The sequence below is a fragment of the Ferrovibrio sp. genome, from assembly GCF_002796975.1.
Lineage (GTDB): Bacteria > Pseudomonadota > Alphaproteobacteria > Ferrovibrionales > Ferrovibrionaceae > Ferrovibrio.
In genome coordinates, this window is record NZ_PEKV01000004.1 from 187,898 (window position 1) to 212,783 (window position 24,886).

Genomic DNA, 24,886 nt, shown 5'->3' on the forward strand with positions numbered 1-24,886 from the left:
TGCCCATGCAACGTCTGATCGCTCTCACTCTCCTGCTCGCCTGCCTCGCCGCAGCTCCGCTTCATGCGCAGGACCAGCAGCGCATTGTCGCCCTGGTCAACGATGAAGTGGTTTCGCAGCGCGATCTGAACGAACGCATGCGCATCATTATGGCCACCACCCGCCTGCCGGACAACAATCCGGAAATCCTGCGTGCCGTTCGCGAACAGGCGCTACGTTCGCTGATCGACGACCGGCTGCAGATGCAGGAAGCCAAACGGCGCGGCATCTCGCTGTCCCAGCAGGATGTCGATACGGCAATTAGCGCTGTCGAGCGTCAGATGAATATCCCGCCAGGCCGTTTTGACGAATTCATGCGCCGCGGCGGCATCGACCCGGCCGCCGTCACCAGTCAGATCCGCACCGAACTGACCTGGGGTCGCATGGTCCGCGGCCGTACCGGCGCCCAGTCCGCCGTCACCGAACAGGAAATCGACGAAGCGGTTGCCAAGCTGCGGGCCAATGCCGGCCAGACCGAGGATCTGATCTCGGAAATCCTGGTCCCGGTCGATAGTCCGGATCAGGAAGAACCGCAGCGCCAGCTGGCGCTGCGCATTATCGAGCAGCTTCGCGGCGGCGCCAATTTCCCTGCCCTGGCCCGGCAGTTCAGCCGCGGCACCACCTCCGTCAACGGCGGCGATGTCGGCTGGGTGCAGCGAGGCACGCTGAACGAAGAGGTCGAAGCCGTCGTTGCCAAGCTCGACAAGGGCAAACTTTCCGATCCGATCCGCACGGTCGGCGGCTGGCAGATCGTCGCTCTACGCGACCGCCGACGCATTGCCATGCCCGGCGTCGAGGAAAACCGAGTGACACTGAAGCAGCTGCTGATCCCGCTCGCCGCCGACGCGCCGCAGGCAGAGGTAGATGCGGCCATCGCCAAGGCACGCCAAGCCCGTGGCGAGATCAAGACCTGCGACGATGTCGAAACCGTGGCCGGGCGCTTCGAAGCTCCCGGCTCAGGCAGCCTGGGCACCCTGCGCATGGGCGATCTGCCGGAAAGCTTCCGCCAGGCGGTCACACCGCTGGAGATCAACCAGACGTCGGAGCCGGTGCGGGCGTCGCGCGCTGTGCATATCTTCACGCTCTGCGCCAAGCAGGAGGCCGCCGGCCTGAACCGCAACGAAGTGCGACAGAGCCTGCTGGCACGCCGCGCAGAACTGATGGCGCAGCGCTATATCCGCGAATTACGGCGCGATGCCACGATCGAATTCCGATAAGGCGAATTCCGCTAAGCCATCGCTGCCCATCGCGGTGACGATGGGCGAGCCGGCCGGCATCGGCGGCGAGATCGCCCTGCAGGCCTGGCTGCGTCGGCGCGACAGCGGCCTGGCCCCCTTCCTGATGCTCGATGATCCCGAGCGGCTCGCAGCACTCGCCAGCCGCCATGGCTGGGCCGTGCCGGTGCGGGCCGTGACGGAGCCGGCCGAGGCGCCGGACCTGTTCGACCACGCGCTGCCGGTGCTGCCGGTGCCGCTGCCCACTGCGCCGCAACCCGGCATTCCCGATCGCCGCAATGCGCCGGCCGTGCTGCACGCTATCGAACTGGCGGTGACGCTCTGCCGCAACGGCACGGCGGCGGCCATGGTCACCAATCCGATCCACAAAGCCGCACTTTACGATGCCGGTTTCAGCCATCCCGGTCATACCGAATTCCTTGCCGCACTCTGCGACGTGTCCCGCCCGGTGATGATGCTGGCGTCTGAGCGGCTGCGCGTGGTTCCTGTGACGATTCACGTTGCCCTGAAGCGCGCCATCGACTTGCTGGACACCGACCTGATCGTGGAAACCACACGCATCACGGCAGAAGATCTGCGCGACAAGTTCGGTATTGCCAGGCCGCGGCTGGCGCTGGCCGGACTGAACCCGCATGCCGGCGAAAGCGGCGGCATGGGCAAGGAAGATGCCGCCATCGTGGCACCGGCGGTCGAACGCCTGCGCCGCATGGGCATCGATGCGCGCGGGCCGCTGCCGCCCGATACCATGTTCCATGCCGAGGCGCGGCAGACCTATGATGCCGCGATCTGCATGTATCACGACCAGGCGCTGATCCCGATCAAGACCCTGGATTTTGACAGCGGCGTGAATGTCACGCTCGGGCTGCCGATCATCCGTACCTCGCCCGACCACGGCACGGCTTTCGACATCGCCGGCCAGGGCATCGCCAAACCCGACAGCCTGATCGCCGCGCTGAAAATGGCGGCGACGATGGCTGCGCACCGCGCTCATGTCGGTTGAAGCGCTGCCGCCGCTGCGCGAGGTGATTGCGCAGCATGAGCTGGCTGCGCGCAAATCGCTCGGCCAGAATTTCCTGCTCGATCTCAATCTGACCCGCAAGATCGCCCGCGCCGCCATGCCGTGGACAGATGCCACCGTGATCGAGATCGGCCCCGGCCCCGGCGGGTTGACCCGCGCCCTGTTGCTGGAAGGTGCGCAGAAAGTGGTCGCCGTCGAGCGTGACGACCGTTGCATCAACGCCTTGCAGGATGTGATTGCTGCCGCGGATGGCCGCCTGACTGTGCATGCCGGCGATGCACTGGAAACCGATTTCGCTGCGCTCGCGCCTGCGCCGTGGCAGGTGGTGGCCAACCTGCCCTACAATATCGCCACACCGCTGCTGCTCGGCTGGCTCGCGAAAGCCGGGAATTTCACCCGTATCACCGTGCTGGTGCAGAAGGAAGTCGCCGAGCGGCTGGCGGCGAAGCCCGGCGGCAAGACCTATGGCCGGCTGGCAGTGGCAGCGCAGTGGCGCGCGGACGTGCGGCTGCTGTTCGATATCGGGCCGCAGGCTTTCGTGCCGGCACCCAAGGTGACATCCACCATCGTGGAACTGACACCGCGTGCAAAGCCGCTGGCCGAGGCCGAATGGCCGAAGCTGGAACGCGTGACGGCGGCGGCCTTCAACCAGCGTCGCAAGATGCTGCGCGCAGCCCTGAAGAGTCTATGGCCGGATGCGGATACGAAACTGCAACAGGCCGGCATCGATCCGACCCGCCGCGCCGAAACCTTGTCGATCGAAGAATTCTGCGCACTCGCCAGATTGCTCTAACTAGCGGCCTTCGCGTAGTGTCTTGACGAAATCGACCAAGCCGACGCCGCGCGCGCGCTTCAGTCGCTCGGCCCGCAGGATGGCGTAAACCTCGGCGAGACACTGCTCGACATTTTCGTTGATCACGACGTAATCGTATTCTGCCCAGTGACTGATCTCGTCGGCCGCCTTCGACATGCGCTTGGCGACGATCTCTGCGGAATCCTGGGCACGGGTATGCAGGCGCTTCTCCAGGTCGCGGGTCGAGGGCGGCAGGATGAAGATGCTGACCAGATCGTCGCGCGCACGCTGGCGCAGCTGCTGCGTGCCCTGCCAGTCGATGTCGAACAGGATGTCCTGTCCGGCCGACAGCCGCTTTTCCACCTGCTCGCGCGGGGTGCCGTAATAGTAGTCGAACACCTTGGCATGCTCGAGCAGTTCCTGACGGTTCATCATCAGGCCGAAATCTTCCGAACTGATGAAGTGATAATGCGTGCCATCCACCTCGCCCGGCCGGCGCGCGCGTGTCGTCACCGAGATCGACAGGTGCAGGTCGGAATCCATTTCCAGCAGGCGGCGCGAGATCGTGGTCTTGCCCGCACCCGAAGGTGAGGATAACACCAGCATCAGGCCACGGCGGGCGATAGCAGTCGGTTTACTCGACATACGCTTTACTCAACATTTTGGGCCTGCTCGCGCAAACGGTCGATCACCAGCTTCAGGTCGAGGCCAATAGCGGTGAGTCCGGCATCGAAAGCCTTGGAACAGAGCGTGTTGGCCTCGCGGTTGAATTCCTGCATCAGGAAGTCGAGCTTGCGGCCAACACCCTTGGCATCGCCTTTCAGCAATCCTTGCGCGCTGGCGACATGCGCCCGCAGGCGATCCAGTTCCTCGCGCACATCCAGCCGCGTCACCTGCAGTGCCAGTTCCTGCGCCAGGCGCTCTTCCGCCACCGGCGGGTTCTGCGCCAGCAGTTCGGCCAACTGCGTCTGCAGACGCTTGCGCAGACCTTCCGGCCGCACGGCTTCCACCTCGCCGGCGCGCTTGGTCAGCGCAGCGATCTCATTGAACTGCCCGCCCAGCACCTCAGCCAGCTTGGCGCCTTCGGCATTGCGGCTCTGCACCAGCTTGTCGAGCGCCTCGACGAAACTCTGCTTCACTGCAGTTTCCAGCGTCTCGCGTGCGGCTTCGTCGTCGACCATGCCGACCGGCTCGACCACGCCGCGCACGGCCAGCAGGCCGTCCAGCCGCGGTGCGCCGACGCCACGCGCTTCCAGCCTGCCCGCCATCGCAAGCAACTGTTCGAGCAACGCCTCGTTCAGCCGATAACTCGGCGCGGCCTCTGCGCTTTCAGCCAGCTGCAGATTGAGATTGACGTTGCCGCGCACCAGTTTGGCCTGCGCAAGGCTGCGCAATTCAGCCTCGATGCTGTCGAAGCCCGGCGGCAGGCGGAAACGCAGTTCAAGGCCGCGGCCATTGACCGACTTGAGTTCCCAGATCCAGGCCTTGTTGCCGGCGCGTCCGTCGACGCGGGCGAAGCCAGTCATGCTGACAAGCGACACGATTCCCCCGAAAATGCTACGGTGCGCCGCACTATAGTGAAAAACGCTCAGGGGGTCGAGGCTACGTCATGGGACAGACAGAGCTTTCGGGAATCGTCATTACCGGCGCATCCAGCGGAATCGGCCAGGCGCTGGCCGAGCTTTACGCCCGCCCCGGCGTGCTGCTGGCGCTGACCGGGCGCGATGCGACTCGTCTGGCTGCCGTCGCTGAAGCCTGCCGCCAGCGCGGCGCGACCGTGGAAGCGGAGACGGTGCCGGTCACCGACCAGGCTGCCATGCAGATCTTCATCGAAAAGATCGCGGCGAGATCGCGCCTCGACCTGGTGATTGCCAATGCCGGCGTCTCCGGCGGCTTCAAGGACTGGGACGCCTTCGATGCTTATGTCCGCTCGATCACCAGCGTGAATATCGACGGCGTGCTGAACACGGTAAACCCTGCGATCCCGGTCATGGTGCAGCAGCGCAGCGGCCAAATCGCCATCGTCGCCTCGATTGCCGGCTTCCTCGCCATGCCGGGCGCCGTGCCCTATTCCGCCACCAAGCATTTCGCCCGCGCCTATGCCGAGGAACTGCGCGGCCGGCTGGCGCGCGAGGGCGTACGTGTCTCGGCGATCTGCCCAGGCTTCGTGACCACGCGCATGACTGCACGCAACAGATTCCCGATGCCCTTCCTGATGGACGAACAACGCGCCGCGCGCATCATTGCGGATGGACTGGTCAGGGATAAGGGCCGTATCGCCTTCCCCTGGCCGATGCTGGCGATGGTGCGGCTGCTCGGCCTGCTGCCCTATCCGCTGCTCGACTGGATCCTGCGCCGCAGCCCGGCCAAGAGCTGAAGCCGCAGCTAGCGCCGCTGCGTCGCGCGATAGGCCGCCACATTCTTCAGATGCTCGTCGTAAGTGCGGGCAAAGACGTGCCCGCCCTTACCGTCGGCGACGAAATACAGGAAGTCGTGGCTTTCCGGCTGCAGCACCGCGGCAATGCTGGCGCGGCCGGGATGATTGATCGGCGTCGGCGGCAGGCCATCGATGGTGTAGGTATTCCACGCGCTCGGCCGCGACAGGTCGCTCAAGGTCAGCGGCCGTTCCAGTACGCGCGCGCCGCCGGTGATGCCATAGGCCACCGTCGGATCGGCCTGCAGCTTCATGTTGCGCTTCAGGCGATTGAGATAGACGCCAGCCACACGCGGACGCTCGGCCGGCACCGGCGTTTCAGCTTCCACGATGGAGGCCAGAATGACCGCCTGCTCCTGCGTGGCGATCGGCAGATTGCCGGCGCGTTTCGGCCATAGTTCGGCCAGCAGGTCTTCGCGCGCCTTGTGCATGCGCCCCACCATTTCGCCGCGGCTGTCGCCATAGACATAATGATAGGTCTCGGGCAGCAGGCTGCCTTCCGGTACCCGCACCGAGGGCCAGTTGCCGGTCATCACCTCAGCTGCTTCCACCAGCTTGCGGATCGTTACGGTCAATTCGCCCTCCGGCACGGTGACGCGCCGGATCAGCACCTTGCCGACGGCCAGCTTTTCCATCACCTGGCGCGGCGTCTCATGCGCTCCGAACTGGTATTCACCGGCCTTCAGCTTGCCGATCAGATCGTTTTCCCACACCGCCATATCGAACAGCCGGGCGTTGCTGATCACATGCGTTTCGGCCAGCTTCTGGGCGATGCCGTGCGTGCCGGTGCCGCGCGGGATCAGCAGCACGGTCTCCTGCTCCAGCGGACCGGCATGATCGATCCAGCTCTCGAACCATTCGTAGAGGCCGGTAAAGCTGATGAGCAGCGCCAGCGCGATGACCGGCAGCTTACTCAAAAGTTTTTTCATCGGGGACGTTAGGCGTCGTACCGCTTCAGCACGAGCGACGCATTGGTGCCGCCGAACCCGAAGGAATTCGACAGCGCCGCGCGGACATCGCGCTGCTTGGCCTTGTGCGGCACCAGGTCAAGACCGACAGCGACATCGCTGGGGTCATCCAGATTCAGCGTCGGCGGGCAGATGCCGGTCTTGATCGCCAACGTGGAGAAGATCGCTTCCACCGCACCGGCAGCACCGAGCAGGTGACCGATGGCCGACTTGGTCGACGACATCGACAGGTTGCCCATCGCATTGCCGAACAGGCGCTTCACGGCGCCGAGTTCGATCTCGTCGCCCAGCGGCGTCGAGGTGCCGTGCGCGTTGATGTAATCAATATCGCTCGGCTGCATGCCGGCACGCTTCAGCGCCATCTGCATGCAGCGGAACGCACCGTCGCCGCTCTCATGCGGTGCAGTGATGTGGTAGGCATCGCCCGACAGGCCATAGCCGACCACTTCGGCATAGATCTTGGCGCCGCGCGCCTTGGCATGCTCGAGTTCCTCGAGCACGACAACGCCGGCACCCTCGCCCATCACAAAGCCATCGCGGCCCTTGTCCCAGGGGCGCGAGCCCTTGGTCGGATTGTCGTTGAAGCCGGTGGAGAGTGCACGCGAGGCGCAGAAGCCGGCCACGCCGAGCGGGCCGATAGTGGCTTCGGCACCGCCGGCCACCATCACATCGGCATCATCGAGCATAATCAGCCGGGCTGCATCGCCGATGGCATGCGCGCCGGTCGAACAGGCCGTCACCACTGCGTGGTTCGGCCCCTTGAAGCCATATTCGATCGAGACATGGCCAGATACCAGGTTGATCAGGCGGCCCGGCACAAAGAACGGGCTGATGCGGCGGGGGCCTTTTTCCTTGAGCAGGAGCGCCGCTTCCTCGATGCCGTTGAGGCCGCCGATGCCGGAACCGATCAGCACGCCAGTACGGCAGCGCTGCTCTTCATCGGCCGGCACCCAACCGGAATCCTTCACCGCCTGCTTGGCTGCTGCCAGCCCGAAAACGATGAAATCGTCGACGCGCTTGCGGTCCTTCGCCTCCATCCATTCGTCGGGATCGAAGGCATCGGCACGATCAGGGAAGTCCGCCTTGAGCGGAACCTGACCGGCGATCTTCGCGGACATCTCGGAAGCATCGAAACGGGTGATCGGGCCGAGGCCGGATTCACCGTTGATCAGACGCTGCCAAGTTGCCTCTACGCCGCAGGCGAGTGGCGTGACCAGGCCGAGGCCGGTGACGACGACACGACGCATAGCGGTACCTTTCGTGACCAAACGGAAAAAGCTGGGATCGCGAGCGGCGTCAGCCGATTACGACGCCGAACGCTCCTTGATGAAGTCGATCGCGTCCTTGACGGTCAGGATCTTCTCGGCCGCATCGTCCGGGATTTCGACGCCGAACTCTTCTTCGAACGCCATCACCAGTTCGACCGTATCCAGGCTGTCCGCGCCCAGGTCATCGATGAAGCTTGCAGCTTCGGTGACCTTCTCTTCTTCGACGCCGAGATGCTCGACGACAATCTTCTTAACGCGCTCAGCAATGTCGCTCATTTCATAAATCCCTGTGGTTGTGACTGCCTGCGCCAGCCGTTAAAGCGGCGACCGGCAGGTGGGGCTCCTGTAGCATAGAAACCCCACGCTTCCAAGCCGTTCCAGACCATCCGGAACGGCTGATTCGGTGCCAGATTTCCTTAGGAAATCATGGCCATACCGCCGTTAACATGCAAGGTCTGTCCGGTCACGTAGGCCGCTTCCTCCGAGGCGAGATAAAGCACGGCCGCAGCGATTTCCGAGCTCTGGCCGAGTCGACCGGCCGGAATCTTCTGCGAAATCATTTCCTTCTGCTGATCGGTCAGCACATCGGTCATGGCGGTCTGGATGAAGCCGGGGGCGACGCAATTGGCGGTGATGTTGCGCGAGGCCACTTCCTGGGCCAGCGACTTGGTCATGCCGGTCAGGCCGGCCTTGGCGGCGGCATAGTTGAGCTGGCCCGGATTGCCGGTCGCGCCCACCACGGAGGTGATGGAAATGATGCGGCCCCAGCGACGCTTCATCATGCCCCTCAGCGAAGCGCGGGCGAGCCGGAAAGCGGCGCTGAGGTTGACGTCCAGCACGGTCTGCCAGTCCTCATCCTTCATGCGCATGGCGAGCCCGTCGCGGGTGATGCCGGCATTGTTGACGAGGATGTCCACCTGGCCCATGGCGGCCTCGGCCTTGCCGATCAGGCCGTTCACGGCTTCGGCGTCGGCCAGGTTGCAGGGCACGACATGCGCGCGGCTGCCCAGCTTGCCAGCCAGTTCCTGCAGCACGGCTTCGCGGGTGCCCGACAGCGCCACGGTGGCGCCCTGCTTGTGCAGGGCTTCGGCGACGGCACCGCCGATACCGCCGGTGGCGCCGGTGACGAGAGCGAATTTGCCGGTCAGGTCGAACATGTGCGTTTTCCTATCTCAGAGACCCAAGTTTCAGAGAGACCAGGCCCAGGCTTCCAGCTCGGCCGGCGTGTTGATGCTGAGCGGTTCGATTTCCTTGTCGATGCGCTTGACCAGGCCGGCCAGCACCTTGCCCGAGCCAAGCTCGACCACCTGCGCCACACCCTGACTTTTCAACCACTGCACGCCTTCGCGCCAGCGCACCAGACCAGTCACCTGCTGCACCAACAGCTTCTTGATGTCATCGGGGTTGGACTCGCCCCTAGCCGTAACATTGGAAACCACCGGCAGTTTCGGCGCAGTCATCGCCACATTCGCCAGCGCCTCGGCCATCGCGTCGGCCGCCGGCTGCATCATCGCGCAATGGAACGGCGCGCTGACCGGCAGCAGCATACCGCGCTTCACGCCCTTGGTCTTGGAAACCTCGATGGCACGCTCGACAGCCGACTTCTGACCCGAGATCACCACCTGGCCGCCGCCATTGTCGTTGGCGCAGCCCAGAATTTCACCCTGCGCGGCCTCGGCCACCACCTGTTGCGCCAGCTCAAGTTCGGCGCCCAGCAAAGCAGCCATCGCGCCGGTACCCACCGGCACGGCCTTCTGCATCGACTGGCCGCGCAGCTTCAGCAGGCGCGCGGTGTCGCCCACGCTGAGCGCGCCCATGGCGCAGAGCGCGGAATATTCACCCAGCGAATGACCGGCGGCATATGCGCCCTTGGCGGCGAGATCGACGCCGAACTCTTTCTCGGCCACACGCACCACCGCCATGCTGGCGGCCATCAGTGCGGGCTGAGCATTCTCGGTCAGCGTAAGATCGGCTTCCGGCCCTTCGAACATCAGCTTGGACAGCTTCTCCGACAACGCGTCGTCCACTTCCTCGAATAGCTGGCGGGCCGTGGCGAAAGCCTCGGCAAGATCCTTGCCCATGCCGACGGCCTGGCTGCCCTGGCCGGGGAACAAGAACGCACGGCTCATGATGGAAGACTCCTGCTGGTGGGACCGTAGAGAGGAATAACGCCGAAACAGCGGCGAAAAGCCGCGCAAGTCATAAGGCCCGGCCCAATGGTGTCAAGCGTCGGCGTCAGGCCGACCACGCCAGCGCCCGATCATAAGCCATTGAAATGTCTTGACTTGACGGTCGATGCCAGCGGGCGGCGACATACTGGTCTGGGCGCAGAAGATAGGCGCTGCCCGGCACGGCACCGTAGCGCTGGGCGGCCACACCGTCGGCCGGCAGCCGACGGAGGGCGATACGCTCCGGTAGCGCCGGGGGCAGATCTGCCCCAAGGCCGGACTCTGGGCCGAAAGCCAGCAATGTGAAACCGTCGCTGCACTGGCCGAGCAGCCAGACTCCCCCGCCCAGAGGCGCGTCGATGGCCGGCGCGCCCGGCGGCGGCCCAGCCTCGAAGGTATCGCGATCCGGGGTCGACAGTGGCGTGTCGCGGTAGCTGCTCGGCAATGAAAGCCGGCCCGAATTCACCAGCCGGCGCGCAAAAGGATACTCGGCAGCGAGATCGAGCACGGCATCGCGCAGCGCCTTTGCCGTCGTGCCCTTGGGCGAGATGAAATCGGTGCTGCGCGTGGAATTCAGGATGTTTTCATCCGCCGCCGCGCTGCGTTCGCTGTCGTAGGTATCGAGCAGCGCATCGGGCGCTTCGTCGCGCAGCACATGCGCCAGCTTCCAGGCGAGGTTGTCGGCATCCTGCACGCCGGAATTGGCGCCGCGCGCGCCAAACGGCGAGACCTGATGCGCAGAGTCGCCAATGAAGATCACGCGGCCGTGGCGGAAGCGTTCCAGTCGACGGCACTGGAAAGTATAGATACTGACCCATTCCAGTTCGAACTTCGTGTCCTTGCCCAGCATTGCCTGCAGGCGCGGAATCACGTGTTCCGGTTGGCGTTCGGCCTCCGGATCGGCCTGCCAGCCGAGTTGAAGATCGATACGCCAGACATCGTCTGGCTGGCTGTGCAGCAGCGCCGAACCGCCGCTATGAAACGGCGGGTCGAACCAGAACCAGCGTTCGACCGGGAAGTCAGCTTTCATCTTCACATCGGCAATGAGAAAGCGGTCTTCGAAGACCTGTCCCTTGAAATCCAGGCCGAGCTTGCGACGGATGGTGGAGCGCGCACCGTCAGCCGCCAGCACATGATCAGCCAGCAAGGTGTAGTCGCCATCCGGTGTCGTCACCGTGAGGCGGACATTGTCGTTGCCGGGAATGACATCGCTGACGCGATGCTTCCAGCGCAGTTCGATCAGCGGCTGCTGGCGCGCCGCTTCGACCAGATAAAGCTCGGCATAATATTGCTGCAGATTGATGAAGGCGGGGAACTGGTGACCGCTGTCGGGCAGCAGGTCGAAGCTGTAGCGCTGGTGATCGCCGTGAAACACCTTGCCGAGTCGCCAGGTGACGCCCTTGGCCAGCATGCGCCCGCCCACCCCCAGCCGGTCCCAGATCTCCAGCGTACGTTTGGCGTAGCAGATCGCCCGGCTTCCCACACTGACGCTGTCTTCCTCGTCCAGCAGGATACAGCCGATGCCCTGACGGGCCAGATCCAGCGCCATGGTCAGGCCGACCGGACCGCCGCCGACGATGGCGACACGGCAGGTTTCGGTGCCGCCGGGTCCGGTTCGGAGCGGCGCATAGCCAAAGGACGGCGCGGCAAAACCCGTCATATACCCTCCCCGCAGGCCCTATTTCGTTTCATTTGAAACCAATTTAGCGGCAAAGCCGGAGGCATTACAGTTTTTTAACCCCAAATTCAGCCCCGTTAACCAAGCTCTGCTCTTGTCTGTCCGGTCCGTTTCGCTAAACTGGCCGCAGGAAGAATTCCTGGAGCAGTATTCCATCATGGAAGTTTCTGGCGTTAAACAGCAGATGGCATTCGCGGGGCTTCGCTCCGCACAGTCTGCGCAGCTGAATGTACTGCAGGCTGTCAGTGCTGGCCTGGAGAACGTGAAGGCGATCCAGTCGGTCGCCTCGGCGCCGGTCCCGCCGGGCAGCGGCAAGCTGCTCGACATCAAGGTCTGAACACACACCACCGCAGATACGAAAAAACCGGCCACTGGCCGGTTTTTTGTTGCCCGGCCGCCGTTTCGCGGGCCGGACTGAATCCTTGGGATTACTTCCTAGTGTCGAAGGCGCCCGAACGGATGGTATCGGGCAGCTTTTCCAAGCCATGCGCGGTGACGGCCTTGCCGAACAGGGAGGTCAGTTCCGCCAGCGCCATGCTCATCGCGATTGCGGCGACAATTTCACGGCTCACGCCGCCATTGACGAGAGCTTCCCAGGTCGCGACGAAGGACTCGCGCGTAACCTTGCTCTGCTCTTCTTCGTTCATCGCCATGGGTATCCCCCTTGTTCTGCGAATCGGTCGTTTCGAACCACCGTCTTGGTCGCATATTAAGGTTTATCGAAGGTAAATACGTCCGGCCGGTGGCGAAGACCGGCCCGAATACTAGCACGAATTACGCCCCGGCTAGCCCGAAACCGCGGTCGGACTTACCGCAGGCCGTCCATGATATTGCGGTTGATGTCGATCAGCGGGCCGAGATCGGTCGCCTGGCCCAGGCTGATCCGATCCGTATGCTTATTGACGAAGAGGCAGATGTTGATGAGCGAGACCTTGGTCTCCTTCGGCAACAGGTTGGCCTCGTCCAGCACTTCCGGCATCAGGTGATTCCAGACGTCGCGGTTCCAGCCGATCGCCGAAGCGATCTTGGCGACGTCAGCCGGATTCTTGCTCTGCATCAACGAGCGGACGTCCATCAGCGCGCGCGTCACCGAAGAGAACAGCCGGTATTCCAGCTGCCTCGGCGATTCAAGGGCGTTCTGCGCTGTCAGATACGGGTTTCTTCCCGACATCGATCAATCTCCTCTCCACCTCGATCAGCCGGCGGGCAAGCTTCAGGAGCTTGAAGTAGTCCTTCTGAGCCAGAGCCGCGCCAATGTTGCCGATCAGGGCATGTGTACTCGGTGCAGCCTTAACGAACTCCATACAGGCATCTTTAGCCTTTGCGTAGTATTCGTCGTACTGCTCGTCCCAAAGATATGCCAACTGGCAGTAGAAGTAGATTCTCTTGGCACCGGTATCGACATCTTCCGGCTTCATTATGTGCTTTTCACGCAGAAATGATGCTTTATTTTCGATAACGATGCTGGCCGATTTGGAAAGGCTGAGCACCGCACGATTTAGTATGAATTTCTCACCTGCCTTGAGCGTAATGATGAGCGGCACAGCATCTGGAGGGGTTGTAACGTCCCCTCCCTCCATATCAGGTTGACACCCGAAAAGGGCTATCCCGCTTCCGCCGCCCCGTCAAGAAACCCTGCGGAAATGGCCTAAAAGAAAGCAGAAAGTGCCGGCCCGGCGTATACCGCTTATTAACCGAGCCGCCAGCTTCGCCGCTGACGCGGTCGCGCAGACGTGATCGTACCCCTCCGCCAGGCAGACTCCCGTCGGCTCCCTTTCGGTATCTCGTCCATCAACTGCACGTCATTGATCCGCTATAGTGTCCGGCATGACCGTCCGTAACCTCGACAAACTCTTCGCGCCGAAGTCGGTCGCCGTGATCGGCGCCTCGGGCCAGCCGGCCCGCGTCGGCAACGTCGTACTCGCCAACCTGATCCGCGGCGGCTTCGCCGGACCGGTCTGGCCGGTCAATCCGAAATACCGCACGCTGGAGGGCCTGCCCTGCTACGCGGACGTGCGCGCCCTGCCCGGCACTCCCGACCTTGCCGTCATCGTCGTGCCGCCGGCGGCTGTGCCGGGGCAGATCGCCGCGCTGGGCGAAATCGGCTGCCGCGCCGCCGTGGTGCTGACCGCAGGCCTGTCGACGCAGATGGCACCGGACGGCCGTACCCTGCAGCAAGCCATGCTGGATGCCGCCAAGCCCCATCTGCTGCGCATCCTCGGCCCCAATGGCATCGGCACGATGATTCCCGGCCTGAAGCTGAATGCCAGCTTCGCCCACACCGAAGCGCAGCCCGGCCAGCTGGCCTTCGTCAGCCAGTCGGGTGCGCTCTGCACTATCGTGCTCGACTGGGCCAGGCAGCATGGCATCGGCTTCAGCCATTTCCTCTCGGTCGGCGATTCTGCCGACGTCGATTTCGGCGACATCATCGACTATCTCGCTTCCGATCCGCAGACGCGCGCAATCCTGCTCTACATCGAGTCCGTCAAGAATGCGCGCAAGTTCATGTCGGCGGCGCGCGCGGCGGCGCGCAACAAACCAATCGTGGCGGTGAAATCCGGCCGCAATGCCCGCGCCGCCCAGGCCGCCGCCTCGCATACCGGCGCACTGGCCGGCGGCGACGATGTCTATACCGCAGCGCTCAGCCGCGCCGGCATCCTGCGTGTCGATGGCGTCGAGGAACTGTTCGATACCGTTGAGACGCTGGCGCGCAGCCGCCGCCTGCCCGGCGAGCGGCTGGCCATCATCACCAACGGCGGCGGACCCGGCGTGATGGCGGTGGACGAACTGATCGAACGCGGCGGCATGCTTGCCGATCTGCAGTCAGAAACGCTGGCGGCACTGGATAAGGTGCTGCCGCCGACCTGGTCGCATGGCAATCCGGTCGACATCATCGGCGACGCGCCGAGCCAGCGTTACACCGATGCGCTGAAGATCGTGCTGGCCGATACGAATGTGGATGCCGTGCTGGTGATGCATGCGCCGACCGCCATCGTGCCATCGCTGGAACCGGCGCAGGCGGTGATTGCGGCGGCGCGCAACTCACCGAAAAATGTTCTGACCTGCTGGTCGGGTGGCGAAGCCGTACAAGCGGCACGGCGCGCCTTTGCCGAAGCCGGGCTGGTCTCTTACGAGACCCCCGATGCAGCAGCGCGCGCCTTCATGCATATGGTGAACTATCGCCGCAATACGAAGAACCTGATGGAAATTCCGGCTGAGCTGCCGGAGGATTTCGCACCCGACCATGCATCCGTGCGCGCAGTGATCGGCACCGCGCTGGCCGAAGGCCGCAGCATGCTGAACGAGATCGAAGGCAAGCGGATTCTCGCTGCCTATGGCATTCCGGCGGTGGCGACCGAGGCCGCTGCCGATCCGGCCTCTGCGGCAGTGGCGGCACATCGCATCAGCTATCCGGTGGCGCTCAAGATCCTGTCGCCCGATATCACGCATAAATCCGATGTCGGCGGCGTGGCTCTGAATTTGAGCAGCGAGGCCGAGCTGGTCACCGCCGCCGAGGCCATGCTGACCCGCGTGCGCGAACGCCGACCCGACGCACGCATCGACGGCTTTGCCATTCAGGCAATGATTCGCCGGCCGCGCGCACATGAGTTGATCGTCGGTGCGCTGACCGATCCGATCTTCGGTCCCGCCATCATGTTCGGCCAGGGTGGCGTCGGCGTCGAGGTGATCGGCGACCGCGCCGTGGCCCTGCCGCCACTGAACATGCATCTGGCGCTCGACCTGATCGACCGCACCAAGGTGAGCCGCCTGATGGCCGGCTATCGCGACTTCCCGCCGGTCGACCGCAATGCGCTGGCCGCCTTGCTGATCCGCGTGGCGCAGATGATTTCCGACCATGCCGAGATCGCCGAATGCGACATAAACCCGCTCTATGCCGACGATCAGGGCATGCTGGCCCTGGATGCCCGCATGGTGATCCGGCCAAGCGCCGTGGTGGGCCATGACCGGCTGGCGATCCGCCCCTATCCGAGCGGACTGGAAGAAAACTTCACCCTCCGCAGCGGCGAGACCGTGCTGCTGCGTCCGGTGCGGCCGGAAGACGAGCCGGCGCATGAGGATTTCGTACACAGGGTTTCGGCCGAGGATTTCCGCCTGCGCTTCTTCTCGCCGCTGCGCCAGTTGCCGCATACCGAGATGGCGCGTTTTACCCAGATCGACTACGAACGCGAGATGGCCTTCATCGCAACGCGCTCGGTCGACGATCGCAGCGAGACCCAGCATTCAGAAACATTGGGCGTGGTGCGGGCCATTACCGATCCCGACAACCTGCGCGCCGAATTCGCCGTGCTGGTGCGCACCGACATGAAGGGCCAGGGCCTGGGCGAGGCTCTGATGCGGAAAATCATCGCCTATTGCCGGCAGCGCGGCACGCGCGAGATCGTCGGCGACATCCTGCGCGAGAACCAGGCCATGCGCGCCCTGGCCTCCGAACTCGGCTTCCATCCGGTTGGTGCCGCAGGGTCCGACGTATTGGAAGTGCGGCTGCCTCTGCAGGGCTGAAAACACGCGGAATCACGGCTTTTCCCCAGCTTTCCGTAGGGTTGCCCCTGCCCTGTCGGCCCACTATCTTAAGTCATCAGCCGGGCGGTGGGCCCGAAGCAGCAGTGCCTCATGATCGATCCTTTCGGCCGTTCGATTTCCTACCTTCGCGTATCGGTCACCGACCGCTGCGACTTCCGTTGTGTCTACTGCATGGCGGAAGACATGACTTTCCTGCCCAAAGCCGATCTGCTCAGTCTGGAAGAACTCGACCGACTCTGCTCGGCTTTCGTTCGCATGGGCGTCCGCAAGCTGCGCCTGACCGGCGGCGAGCCGCTGGTGCGGCGCGGCATCATGACGCTGATCGACAGCCTGGGCCGCCACCTGAAGACCGGCGCGCTGGACGAACTGACGCTGACCACCAATGGCAGCCAGCTGGAGAAATACGCCGACGGTCTTGCTGCCGCCGGTGTGAAGCGCATCAACGTCTCTCTCGACACGCTGGATGCAGAAAAATTCACCGAGCTGACCCGCTGGGGCAAGCTCGACAAAGTGATGGCCGGATTGCAGGCAGCAAAACAAGCCGGCCTGCAGGTCAAGATCAATGCCGTCGCGCTGCGCGGCGTCAACGACATGGAATTCAACGACCTGATCGCCTGGTGCGGCGCCGAAGGCTTCGACCTCGTCTTCATCGAAGTGATGCCGATGGGCGAGATCGGCGAAGAGGCCCGCATAGACCAGTATATGCCGTTGTCGATGGCGCGCGCCCAGATCCAGCGTAAATGGACACTGGAAGAGACCGATTACAAGACCGGCGGGCCGGCGCGCTATTACACCGTCGCCGAAACCGGGCGACGCCTCGGTTTCATCACGCCGCTGACGCATAACTTCTGCGAAAGCTGCAATCGCGTGCGATTGACCTGCACCGGCACGCTGTATATGTGCCTGGGCCAGAATGATGCCGCCGATCTGCGCGGCCCCCTGCGCGCATCACAGAGCGATGATCTGCTGGAAGACGCGATCCGCGCCGCCATTGCGCGCAAGCCCAAGGGCCACGACTTCATCATCGACCGCCGTCACGCTCCCACCGCGGTGCCGCGGCATATGAGCGTGACGGGCGGTTGACGCTTAGTCTTTGCTCACGCCGTTGGCCAGCGTGTACTGGTCGGCGCGTGCCTTGTAGCTGAAGCCCTTGCGCAGGCCCCAGCTGGTCACTTCCGTATGCAACGGAATCAGCGCCTGGTCATCCAGCGCCATCTTCGAGCTCTGCTGCAACAACGCCTCGCGCTTGGCATTGTCCACCGTCGTGATCGCCTGTTCGATGATGGCATCGAGCTTCGGATTGGAATAGCGCGTCTTGTTGGCGGCGCCGAACCCCTTGTCGCGATTCATCGTGGCCACGATGGAGCGTAGCGGGTTCGACATCTCGCCGGTGCCAGCTGCCCAACCGACCAGGCCAGCGGAATACTTATACTGGTCGCGGTTCTTGAAGAAGACCGTAGCATTCACCGCTTCCACCTTGGTCTTCACGCCGATGCGCGTCCATTGCGACGCCACTGCCTGCGCCACTTCGGCATCGTTGATGTAGCGGTTGTTGGGTGAGCCCAGCGTGATCGAGAAGCCGTTCGGATAGCCGGCATCGGCCAGCAGCTTCTTTGCCGCATCCGGATTATAGGTCTCGGGCTTGGCGTCCTTGCGGGTGCCGAACATCGGGCTGGGCAGGAAATCGCCGGCGGGCGTGCCCAGGCCTTCCATGATGCGGCTGGTAATCGCGTCGCGATTGATCGCCATGGAGAGCGCCTTGCGCACGCGCACATCCTTCAGGGGATTCTTGCCATCTGCATCCGGAATACCGGCGGTCGGCTCGCTCTGGTCGAGCGAGATGTAGATCAGCCGGTTCGAGACCGTGTCGCTGATCTTCACATTCGGATTGTCGCGCAGCTTCTTCATATCGGCTGGCGGCGGATTCTCGATCATGTCGACATCGCCGGCCAGCAATGCAGCGACGCGGGCCGCATCATTTGACATCGGGCGGTAGATGACCTGCTGCCACTTCGGCTTGCCGCCCCAGTAATCCGGGTTCGCCACCAGCACCAGCCGATTGCCACGCGTCCATTCCGCGAATTTATACGGACCCGTGCCGACCAGACCCTGGCCATGATTCAGTGCCTCCGTGGTCATGCCCTCGGCGACATCGGCCTTGGCAGCCTTCGCCGACATGATCGCCACGCGGCTGAGATCGTTGGGCAGCAGCGGCGTCGGCACCTTGGTGATGAAGTGCACGGTGAAGTCGTCGATCGCCTTTACTTCGCTGGCGGTGCGGGTGAACAGCGTGAAGGGTGATGGGCTGTTCGGCACCTTGGCCGGACGCGCCATCGAGAAGACGACGTCGGCGGCGGTGAACGGCGAGCCGTCGTGGAATTTCACACCGCGGCGCAGCTTGAACTCCCAGGTCGTCTCGTTGATCGCCCGCCAGCTCTCGGCCAGGCTGGGCGTCAGCTGCTGCGTCTCGTCCTGCTGAATCAGCGTGTTGAAGATCGTATAAGCGATCTGGTTGTTGACCGTCAGGTTGAAGTAATGCGGGTCGAGCGAATTCAGGTCCGTCGAAAGCCCGATCCGCAGTTCCTGCGCCTGCACGCCAGTAGCCACGCCAGCTGCCAGAATCGCCGCCGCCGTCAGCTGTCGCCAATCCAGACTCATCATCACACCCTCTGCTTGATTATTTCAGTGCAATCCGATGCGCAAAGTTCTGCCCATCGGAAATGGTCAGTTCGTCGAAACCCAGCATGCGCGCCAGATCGAGGAAGGTAAACATGTCCTGTACATTATTTTCACGGAAGATCGGGCTGGTGCGCGCGATGCTGGTCATCTGCGCCAGCACGGCGCGCGCCTGGTAGATGCCGCGGAAGCCGTTGCTGCCGATGCCAACGATGATCAGCCGTTCGAACTGCTCGCCTTTGGCAAACATCACGAAGCTGGGCGGATAGGGCCGCTGATTTTGCTGGTAGGCCAATCCGGTGATGAAATTGAGCCGCAGATCGCTGCTCGCCTCGGGCATCACCACGGCACGCGCCTTGTAGACCTCGCGCGAGGTGATCGGCGGATAGTAGTAGCCGGCATGGCGGTCGTTCTCGGCCGCCGCCCCAAACGACCACATGGTGGCCGGCAGCAGCAGGATCGCAAACCCTGCCGCCAGCATGATGCGCCGTATCGCGTTTCGATTTGCCATTCTCTCCCCCAGTTCCCCGTCCCCGACGTGCAGTCCGGGGCTTCCGCCCCCCGTGTCACTGGTTATACTGGCCGGGATTTTACCCCCCTCCAGGCCGGGCACGTATTCGAATGACGCATGTTAGCAAGATCGCCTTTGTCGCGGCCAGAGGCGATACCGCCGAGGCGGCGCGCGAACGGCTGGCCTCCCGCTACGGCGACTGTCCGGCCAAGAAAGCCGAGGTGATCGTGGCACTGGGCGGCGATGGCTTCATGCTGCAGACCCTGCACCAGCATATGATGGCCGACATCCCGATCTATGGGATGAACCAGGGCACCGTCGGCTTCCTGATGAACGAATACAGCGAAGACGGCCTGCCCGAACGGCTGGCGGATGCGCAGTCGGCCCGGCTGCACCCGTTGCGCATGCGCGCCGTCAGCGTGACAGGCACCAGCCATGAGGCGCTGGCGATCAACGAGGTGGCGCTGCTGCGCCAGACCCGCCAGAGCGCCAAGCTGCGTATCTCGATCGACGGCACCGTGCGAGTGCCCGAACTGGTCTGCGACGGCGCCATGGTGGCGACGCCGGCGGGCTCCACCGCCTACAACCTCTCCGCCCATGGCCCGGTTCTGCCACTCTCAGCCGGCGTGCTGGCGCTGACACCGATCAGCGCCTTCCGCCCGCGACGCTGGCGCGGCGCCCTGCTCGGCCGCTCGGCCACGGTGAAGATCGAGGTGCTGGAAACCGACAAACGCCCGGTTTCGGCTACGGCGGATTTCGACGAAGTGCGCAAGGTAGCCAGCGTGGAGATCGCCGAGGCGCCGGAGATCAGCCTGCGTCTGCTGTTCGATGCCGGCCATGGCCTCGAAGAGCGCATTCTGAACGAACAGTTCCTCACTTAAAGGCCGCCGGAAAAGAAAACGCCGCGGCATTGCTGCCGCGGCGTTTCTGTCTACGATGTGACCGCGATCAGTTGCGCGTCACGCCATTGGCAAAGGTGTACTGATCGGCGCGCGCCTTGTAGCTCAGGCCCTTGCGGGTGGCCCAGGGCGTCACTTCGATATGGATCGGGATCAGCGCCTGATCGTCGAGTGCCATTTTCGAGGCCTGCTGCAGCAGGGCCTCGCGCTTGGTATCGTCCACGGTCTTCAGCGCTTCTTCCAGCACCGCATCCATCTTCGGATTGGAATAGCGGCCCTTGTTGGTGGTGCCCATGCCCTTGTCCTTGTTGGGCGTGGCGACCAGCGCACGCAACGGATCCGACATCTCGCCGGTGCCGGCACCCCAGCCCGCGAGATAAGCTGAATAGGCATGGGAGTCGCGGTTCTTGAAGAATACGGTCTTGGTCACGGCTTCAACCTTGGTCTTCACCCCGATGCGGGTCCATTGCGAGGCCACCGCCTGCGAGATTTCCGCGTCGTTGATATAGCGGTCGTTCGGCGTACCGAGCGTGATCGAGAAGCCGTTCGGATACCCGGCTTCCGCCAGCAGCTTCTTTGCCTGATCCGGGTCGTACTTGTCCGGCTTGGCATCCTTGCGGGTACCGAACATGGGATAAGGCAGGAAGTCGCCAGTCGGCTGGCCGAGGCCTTCCATGACGCGATCGGCGATCGCCTGCCGGTTGATGGCCATCGACAGCGCCTTGCGCACGCGCACATCCTTCAGCGGGTTCTTGCCGTTCGCGTCCGGGATGCCGACGGTGGTCGGATCCGAGAAGCTGTCGAGATGGATGTAGATCAGGCGGTTCGAAACGGCCTGGCTGATCTTCACATTCGGATTGGCGCGCAGCTTCTTGAGATCGGCCGGCGGCGGATTCTCGACCATGTCGACATCGCCCGACAGCAAGGCGGCAACGCGCGCGGCATCGTTCGACATCGGACGGTAAGTCACCTTCTCCCAGTTCGGCTTGCCGCCCCAGTAGGTTTTGTTGGCTTCGACCACCAGCCGGTTGCCGCGCACCCATTCGACATACTTGTACGGACCGGTGCCAACCAGGCCCTCGCCCTTCGACAGGGCCTCGGTGGTCATGCCTTCGGCGACGCCGCTCTTGGCGGCCTCGGCCGACATGATGGCGACACGGCTGAGATCGGTCGGCAGCAGCGGATACGGCGCCTTGGTGACGAAATGAATCGTGTAATCGTCCACCACCTTCATTTCGGCGATCGAGCGCGTGAAGATGATCATCGACGACGGACTGTTCGGCACCTTGGCCGGGCGGTTGATCGAGAACACCACGTCGGCGGCATTAAACGGCGTACCGTCATGGAATTTCACGCCCTTGCGCAGCTTGAATTCCCAGGTGGTTTCGTTGATCGGCTTCCAGCTCTCGGCCAGACCCGGCACCAGCTTCTGGTTCTCATCCTGCAGGATCAGCGTGTCGAAGATCGTATAGGCGATCTGATTGTTCGGACCGAGATTGTGGTAATGCGGATCGAGCGCGCTCGGCTCGGCCGACAGTCCGATCTTGAGCTCCTGCGCCAGTACCGGACCCGCCATCAGGCCGGCCGACAGCGCGACAGCCGCGGTCAGCGTTTTCCATCGCATCATCATCATCAGATTCGTCTCCCCTCAATGGGCGCCTCGTTGCGCCAGACTGGGAGGCAGCTTGCCGATTCAGGCGAAGCGAGACAAGGGTCGGCTAAATGACGAGTGCGATTGCGAACAGGATCAGGATCAGGCCCGCAATGCGGTTGATCCCGCGGCGCATTTCTGCACCCACGCGATGCCGCAGCGCGGCGATTCCGCCACTCAGCAGTGCCCACCACAGCAGCGAACCGATGAAAACTCCGGCAACCGCACTGGTCGCCGCGGCGAGGCTGGGATCGGCCGCGAGACCCAGGCCGGCGAACAGTGCCGCGAAAGAAAGAATTGTCGCCGGGTTGCTCATGGTCAGCGCAAAGGTGACGGCGAACAGCCGCAGCGGACTTCCCTGGCCGAATTGCTCTTGATTGGGCGCATTCGCAGCATCTTCCGTCGCCTGTGCCGACGAAAAAGTGCGCCAGCCGAGCCAGGCGATGAACAGCGCTCCGCCCCATTGCAGAATCTGCTGAACCGGCACCGGACCGGCCGTGCCGAGATTTCCGCCGAGCAGCACGGCGAAACCGGCAGCAGCCAGCGCGGCATAAAGCGCATCGGCGACTGCCGTACCGATTCCGCCGCTGAATCCGGTCCAGAATCCGCCAGCGAGGCTGCGCTGGATACACAGCACGCCGATCGGCCCCACGGGTGCTGCCACGGCAAGCCCGAGCAGGATGCCGCGCAGGAACAGATCCGCCTCCGGTATCATGTTGGCTGCGACAGATGCACCGGCACCGCGGCGGTTTCCTTGGCGGTCGACATCACGATGATGCTCTGGCTGCGCGGGATGCCCGGCAGCGCCTTGATCTTGCGCGCCACCAGTTCCTCCAGCGCCAGCAGGCTCGCCGTCCGCACCTTCAGCAGATACGACCAGTCGCTGGCGACATGGTGGCATTCCTGGATCGCCGGCTCGTCGCGCACCAGCGCATGGAAGGCCGCCTCGTGTTCCGGCCGCTCGATCAGTACATAGACGAAGGCGAGCACGCCGTTGCCGGCCGCCAGCGGGTCGATCCGCGCCGTCCAGCCGGCAATCACACCCTGCTTTTCCAGCTTTTTCAGCCGCTCGTTCACCGCCGAGACCGAGAGACCGACAGCTCCGCCGATCTCGGCATACGAACTACGGCCGAAATGCTGAATATGCCATATAATTTTCTGGTCTAACTCGTCCATGCCGGAAATATATCCGGCAGATAGCCAAAAGTTAAGAAAAACTTACGGCGCGACACCCAAGCCGATCGGGCAGGACACGCCAGTACCCCCTAACCCGCAGTATCCGTTGGGATTCTTGGCCAGATACTGCTGGTGATAGTCCTCGGCATAATAGAAATCCGGCGCGGCGATGATCTCGGTGGTGATCTTGGCCCGCTTCGCTTTAGTCAGTGCCGCCTGATAGGCATCGCGCGAGGCCTCGGCCGCCTGCTTCTGCGCCGGCGTGGTGACATAGATGCCCGAGCGGTACTGCGTGCCGACGTCGTTGCCCTGACGCATGCCATGGGTGGGATCGTGACTCTCCCAGAACAGCTTGAGCAGTTCGCTGTAGCTGATCAGCTTCGGATCGAAAACCACCTGCACCACTTCATTGTGGCCGGTCAGGCCGGAACAGACCTCTTCATAGGTCGGATTGGGCGTGTAGCCGCCGGTATAGCCGACCGACGTGCTGTAGACGCCGGGCCCGGCCTGCCAGAATTTGCGCTCGGCACCCCAGAAGCAGCCGAGGCCGAAAACCGCAACCTCCATGCCTTCGGGGAACGGCCCCTTCAGCGGATTGCCATTCACATCATGCTTTGCCGGTACCGGCATGACCTCGGCCCGGCCGGGCAGCGCGCGGTCGCGCGGCGGCATCTCGACTTTATGGCGTGGCGCCTGGAACCACATGGCATCCTCCGAAGTATGTTGCAGCGCCCCTGGAAGGCAGAGACCTGCGTTTCGCTCAGCCCTGCCCTGCGGCGACCTGCCTTGCGGCGGGGTGAATAAAAGGTAGTGTGCCTGATCAAGGAAATCAAAAGCACAACACCGCTTTCGCCGCCTTCTCCCCTCATTTCGTGTCTGTCGTCATCCCCGTGCCCCCCACGCCCTTTTATTCCCGCCTGTTCGGTACCGGCACCCGTCGCGGCATCACCTCGATGGTGCTCGGCATGGCCGCCTTCGTCACCAATGATTCGCTGATCAAGCTGGCCAGCACCACCGTGCCGACCGGCCAGCTGATCTCGACGCGCAATGTGCTGACCGCCGCGCTGCTGCTCCTGCTGTTGCTGGCGACCGGCCAGGCCGCACAACTGCGCCGCTGCATGGATCGTGCGGTGATAACCCGCAGCGCCATCGATGTGGTGGCCACGATCCTTTATCTGATCGCGCTGTTCCATATGCCGATCGGCAATGTTACGGCGATCAACATGAGCACGCCGCTGCTGCTCACCGCAGTGGTTGCCATCTTCCTGCATATCCCCGTCGGCTGGCGACGCTGGACAGCCGTCGTCTTCGGCTTCGTCGGCGTTACGCTGATCGTGCAGCCGCGCGCAGAAGGTTTTAACGCCTATGCGCTGGTGGCGCTCGCATCCACGATCTTCATCGTCGCCCGTGACCTCAGCACGCGGCGGATCGACAAGACTGTGTCCTCGCTGGCGGTGGCGCTGGCCAATGCGATCTTCGTTCTGGTCGGCGCGCTGGCGCTCTCGGCCTTCGAGGGCTGGGTGGCGGTCGGCTGGCGCGAGATGCTGCTGCTCGGCGGCGCCAGCCTGTTCCTGATCGTCGGATATCTGCTGATCGTCGATGCCTTCCGCCATGGCGACATCGCCACCATCAGCCCCTTCCGCTATACCGGCCTGATCTGGGCGTTGGGTGCGGGCTACCTGGTCTGGGGCGATATCCCCAACACACTCGCCTTTGCCGGCATCGTCATTGTGGTGGGCAGCGGACTCTACGTGCTGCACCGCGAGCGCATCAAGGCGCGCGACGAGGCGCTTCGAAGCGAACCGGTGGAATAATTTCTCCAGCTGGTGC

At 63.5% G+C, this 24,886-nt stretch carries 26 protein-coding genes; 9 read left to right on the forward strand and 17 right to left on the reverse strand.

Features of this window, described 5'->3' with window-relative positions; genetic code table 11:
* The first annotated feature begins 5 nt into the window (after positions 1-5).
* From CTR53_RS03555 to rsmA, 3 genes are read left to right on the forward strand one after another with little or no spacing between them, the layout of a single operon-like run.
* On the forward strand, positions 6-1,256 hold the full coding sequence (locus tag CTR53_RS03555; protein WP_290809422.1) for a peptidylprolyl isomerase: 1,251 nt from the start codon (positions 6-8) through the stop codon (positions 1,254-1,256).
* Entirely contained in the window at positions 1,234-2,274 is a 1,041-nt protein-coding gene (pdxA, locus tag CTR53_RS03560; RefSeq protein WP_290809423.1) for a 4-hydroxythreonine-4-phosphate dehydrogenase PdxA, read from the forward strand. Before CTR53_RS03555 ends, pdxA begins: the two co-directional genes overlap by 23 nt.
* Entirely contained in the window at positions 2,264-3,085 is an 822-nt protein-coding gene (gene rsmA / locus CTR53_RS03565) for a 16S rRNA (adenine(1518)-N(6)/adenine(1519)-N(6))-dimethyltransferase RsmA (protein WP_290809424.1), read from the forward strand. The genes pdxA and rsmA overlap by 11 nt, the downstream gene beginning before the upstream one ends.
* Here the strand turns inward: rsmA and gmk are convergent, their stop codons facing one another.
* Both gmk and CTR53_RS03575 read right to left on the reverse strand, forming a co-directional pair.
* Positions 3,086-3,730: a guanylate kinase gene (gmk, locus tag CTR53_RS03570; RefSeq protein WP_290809425.1), complete on the reverse strand. Its 645-nt coding sequence runs from the start codon at positions 3,728-3,730 to the stop codon at positions 3,086-3,088. It lies immediately after the preceding gene.
* Between the two features lie 5 nt (positions 3,731-3,735).
* Positions 3,736-4,626 (reverse strand): YicC/YloC family endoribonuclease, encoded by an 891-nt coding sequence (locus CTR53_RS03575; RefSeq protein WP_290809426.1) that lies wholly within the window; start codon positions 4,624-4,626, stop codon positions 3,736-3,738.
* A gap of 68 nt (positions 4,627-4,694) precedes the next feature.
* On the opposite strand from CTR53_RS03575, the gene CTR53_RS03580 reads away from it, so the two are divergent.
* Positions 4,695-5,462 carry an SDR family oxidoreductase gene (locus tag CTR53_RS03580; protein ID WP_290809427.1) on the forward strand — a complete coding sequence of 256 codons (768 nt, stop codon included), beginning with the start codon at positions 4,695-4,697 and terminating at the stop codon, positions 5,460-5,462.
* Between the two features lie 8 nt (positions 5,463-5,470).
* Here CTR53_RS03580 and mltG read toward each other — a convergent pair whose 3' ends face one another.
* From mltG to CTR53_RS03610, 6 genes are all read right to left on the reverse strand, one after another.
* Positions 5,471-6,436 (reverse strand): endolytic transglycosylase MltG, encoded by a 966-nt coding sequence (gene mltG / locus CTR53_RS03585; protein WP_290809428.1) that lies wholly within the window; start codon positions 6,434-6,436, stop codon positions 5,471-5,473.
* Between the two features lie 20 nt (positions 6,437-6,456).
* The gene (fabF, locus tag CTR53_RS03590; protein ID WP_290809429.1) at positions 6,457-7,734 is read right to left on the reverse strand and encodes a beta-ketoacyl-ACP synthase II; all 1,278 of its coding nucleotides are present in this window, start codon (positions 7,732-7,734) and stop codon (positions 6,457-6,459) included.
* A 57-nt stretch (positions 7,735-7,791) separates the two neighbouring features.
* Entirely contained in the window at positions 7,792-8,031 is a 240-nt protein-coding gene (locus CTR53_RS03595) for an acyl carrier protein (protein ID WP_290809430.1), read from the reverse strand.
* A gap of 140 nt (positions 8,032-8,171) precedes the next feature.
* Complete coding sequence (fabG, locus tag CTR53_RS03600) at positions 8,172-8,912, reverse strand: 3-oxoacyl-[acyl-carrier-protein] reductase (RefSeq protein WP_290809431.1); 741 nt, start codon at positions 8,910-8,912, stop codon at positions 8,172-8,174.
* A 30-nt stretch (positions 8,913-8,942) separates the two neighbouring features.
* Positions 8,943-9,884, reverse strand: coding sequence for an ACP S-malonyltransferase (fabD, locus tag CTR53_RS03605; protein WP_290809432.1), 942 nt, complete (start codon positions 9,882-9,884; stop codon positions 8,943-8,945).
* A gap of 106 nt (positions 9,885-9,990) precedes the next feature.
* On the reverse strand, positions 9,991-11,583 hold the full coding sequence (locus CTR53_RS03610; RefSeq protein WP_290809433.1) for an FAD-dependent oxidoreductase: 1,593 nt from the start codon (positions 11,581-11,583) through the stop codon (positions 9,991-9,993).
* Positions 11,584-11,758: 175 nt separating this feature from the next.
* On the opposite strand from CTR53_RS03610, the gene CTR53_RS03615 reads away from it, so the two are divergent.
* Positions 11,759-11,938, forward strand: coding sequence for a hypothetical protein (locus CTR53_RS03615; protein WP_290809434.1), 180 nt, complete (start codon positions 11,759-11,761; stop codon positions 11,936-11,938).
* Between the two features lie 91 nt (positions 11,939-12,029).
* On the opposite strand, the gene CTR53_RS03620 is transcribed toward CTR53_RS03615, so the two are convergent.
* The 3 genes from CTR53_RS03620 to CTR53_RS03630 all read right to left on the reverse strand — a co-directional run bounded on the left by CTR53_RS03620 (position 12,030) and on the right by CTR53_RS03630 (position 13,145).
* Positions 12,030-12,254 (reverse strand): hypothetical protein, encoded by a 225-nt coding sequence (locus tag CTR53_RS03620; RefSeq protein WP_290809435.1) that lies wholly within the window; start codon positions 12,252-12,254, stop codon positions 12,030-12,032.
* A 155-nt stretch (positions 12,255-12,409) separates the two neighbouring features.
* Positions 12,410-12,772 (reverse strand): flagellar biosynthesis regulator FlaF, encoded by a 363-nt coding sequence (gene flaF / locus CTR53_RS03625; protein ID WP_290809436.1) that lies wholly within the window; start codon positions 12,770-12,772, stop codon positions 12,410-12,412.
* Positions 12,729-13,145, reverse strand: a complete 417-nt coding sequence (locus tag CTR53_RS03630) for a flagellar biosynthesis repressor FlbT (protein ID WP_290809437.1) — start codon at positions 13,143-13,145, stop codon at positions 12,729-12,731. Before CTR53_RS03630 ends, flaF begins: the two co-directional genes overlap by 44 nt.
* 283 nt (positions 13,146-13,428) lie before the next feature.
* On the opposite strand from CTR53_RS03630, the gene CTR53_RS03635 reads away from it, so the two are divergent.
* Both CTR53_RS03635 and moaA read left to right on the forward strand, forming a co-directional pair.
* Positions 13,429-16,122 carry a bifunctional acetate--CoA ligase family protein/GNAT family N-acetyltransferase gene (locus CTR53_RS03635; protein WP_290809438.1) on the forward strand — a complete coding sequence of 898 codons (2,694 nt, stop codon included), beginning with the start codon at positions 13,429-13,431 and terminating at the stop codon, positions 16,120-16,122.
* Positions 16,123-16,233: 111 nt separating this feature from the next.
* The gene (gene moaA, locus CTR53_RS03640) at positions 16,234-17,226 is read left to right on the forward strand and encodes a GTP 3',8-cyclase MoaA (protein WP_290809439.1); all 993 of its coding nucleotides are present in this window, start codon (positions 16,234-16,236) and stop codon (positions 17,224-17,226) included.
* A gap of 3 nt (positions 17,227-17,229) precedes the next feature.
* On the opposite strand, the gene CTR53_RS03645 is transcribed toward moaA, so the two are convergent.
* A complete protein-coding gene (locus CTR53_RS03645) occupies positions 17,230-18,804 on the reverse strand; it encodes an ABC transporter substrate-binding protein (protein ID WP_290809440.1) in 1,575 nt (524 codons plus the stop codon).
* Between the two features lie 16 nt (positions 18,805-18,820).
* Entirely contained in the window at positions 18,821-19,330 is a 510-nt protein-coding gene (locus CTR53_RS03650) for a molybdopterin-guanine dinucleotide biosynthesis protein A (RefSeq protein ID WP_290809441.1), read from the reverse strand.
* A gap of 110 nt (positions 19,331-19,440) precedes the next feature.
* Between CTR53_RS03650 and CTR53_RS03655 the strand changes: the two genes are divergently transcribed.
* A complete protein-coding gene (locus CTR53_RS03655) occupies positions 19,441-20,211 on the forward strand; it encodes an NAD kinase (protein ID WP_290809442.1) in 771 nt (256 codons plus the stop codon).
* Positions 20,212-20,278: 67 nt separating this feature from the next.
* On the opposite strand, the gene CTR53_RS03660 is transcribed toward CTR53_RS03655, so the two are convergent.
* The 4 genes from CTR53_RS03660 to msrA all read right to left on the reverse strand — a co-directional run bounded on the left by CTR53_RS03660 (position 20,279) and on the right by msrA (position 23,761).
* Positions 20,279-21,862, reverse strand: a complete 1,584-nt coding sequence (locus tag CTR53_RS03660) for an ABC transporter substrate-binding protein (RefSeq protein WP_290809443.1) — start codon at positions 21,860-21,862, stop codon at positions 20,279-20,281.
* An 85-nt stretch (positions 21,863-21,947) separates the two neighbouring features.
* Positions 21,948-22,595 carry a LysE family transporter gene (locus CTR53_RS03665; protein ID WP_290809444.1) on the reverse strand — a complete coding sequence of 216 codons (648 nt, stop codon included), beginning with the start codon at positions 22,593-22,595 and terminating at the stop codon, positions 21,948-21,950.
* Positions 22,592-23,056 (reverse strand): Lrp/AsnC family transcriptional regulator, encoded by a 465-nt coding sequence (locus tag CTR53_RS03670; protein ID WP_290809445.1) that lies wholly within the window; start codon positions 23,054-23,056, stop codon positions 22,592-22,594. The genes CTR53_RS03665 and CTR53_RS03670 overlap by 4 nt, the downstream gene beginning before the upstream one ends.
* Before the next feature lie 42 nt (positions 23,057-23,098).
* Positions 23,099-23,761: a peptide-methionine (S)-S-oxide reductase MsrA gene (gene msrA / locus CTR53_RS03675; RefSeq protein ID WP_290809446.1), complete on the reverse strand. Its 663-nt coding sequence runs from the start codon at positions 23,759-23,761 to the stop codon at positions 23,099-23,101.
* Positions 23,762-23,946: 185 nt separating this feature from the next.
* Between msrA and CTR53_RS03680 the strand changes: the two genes are divergently transcribed.
* A complete protein-coding gene (locus tag CTR53_RS03680) occupies positions 23,947-24,870 on the forward strand; it encodes a DMT family transporter (protein ID WP_290809447.1) in 924 nt (307 codons plus the stop codon).
* The last annotated feature ends 16 nt before the right edge of the window (positions 24,871-24,886 follow it).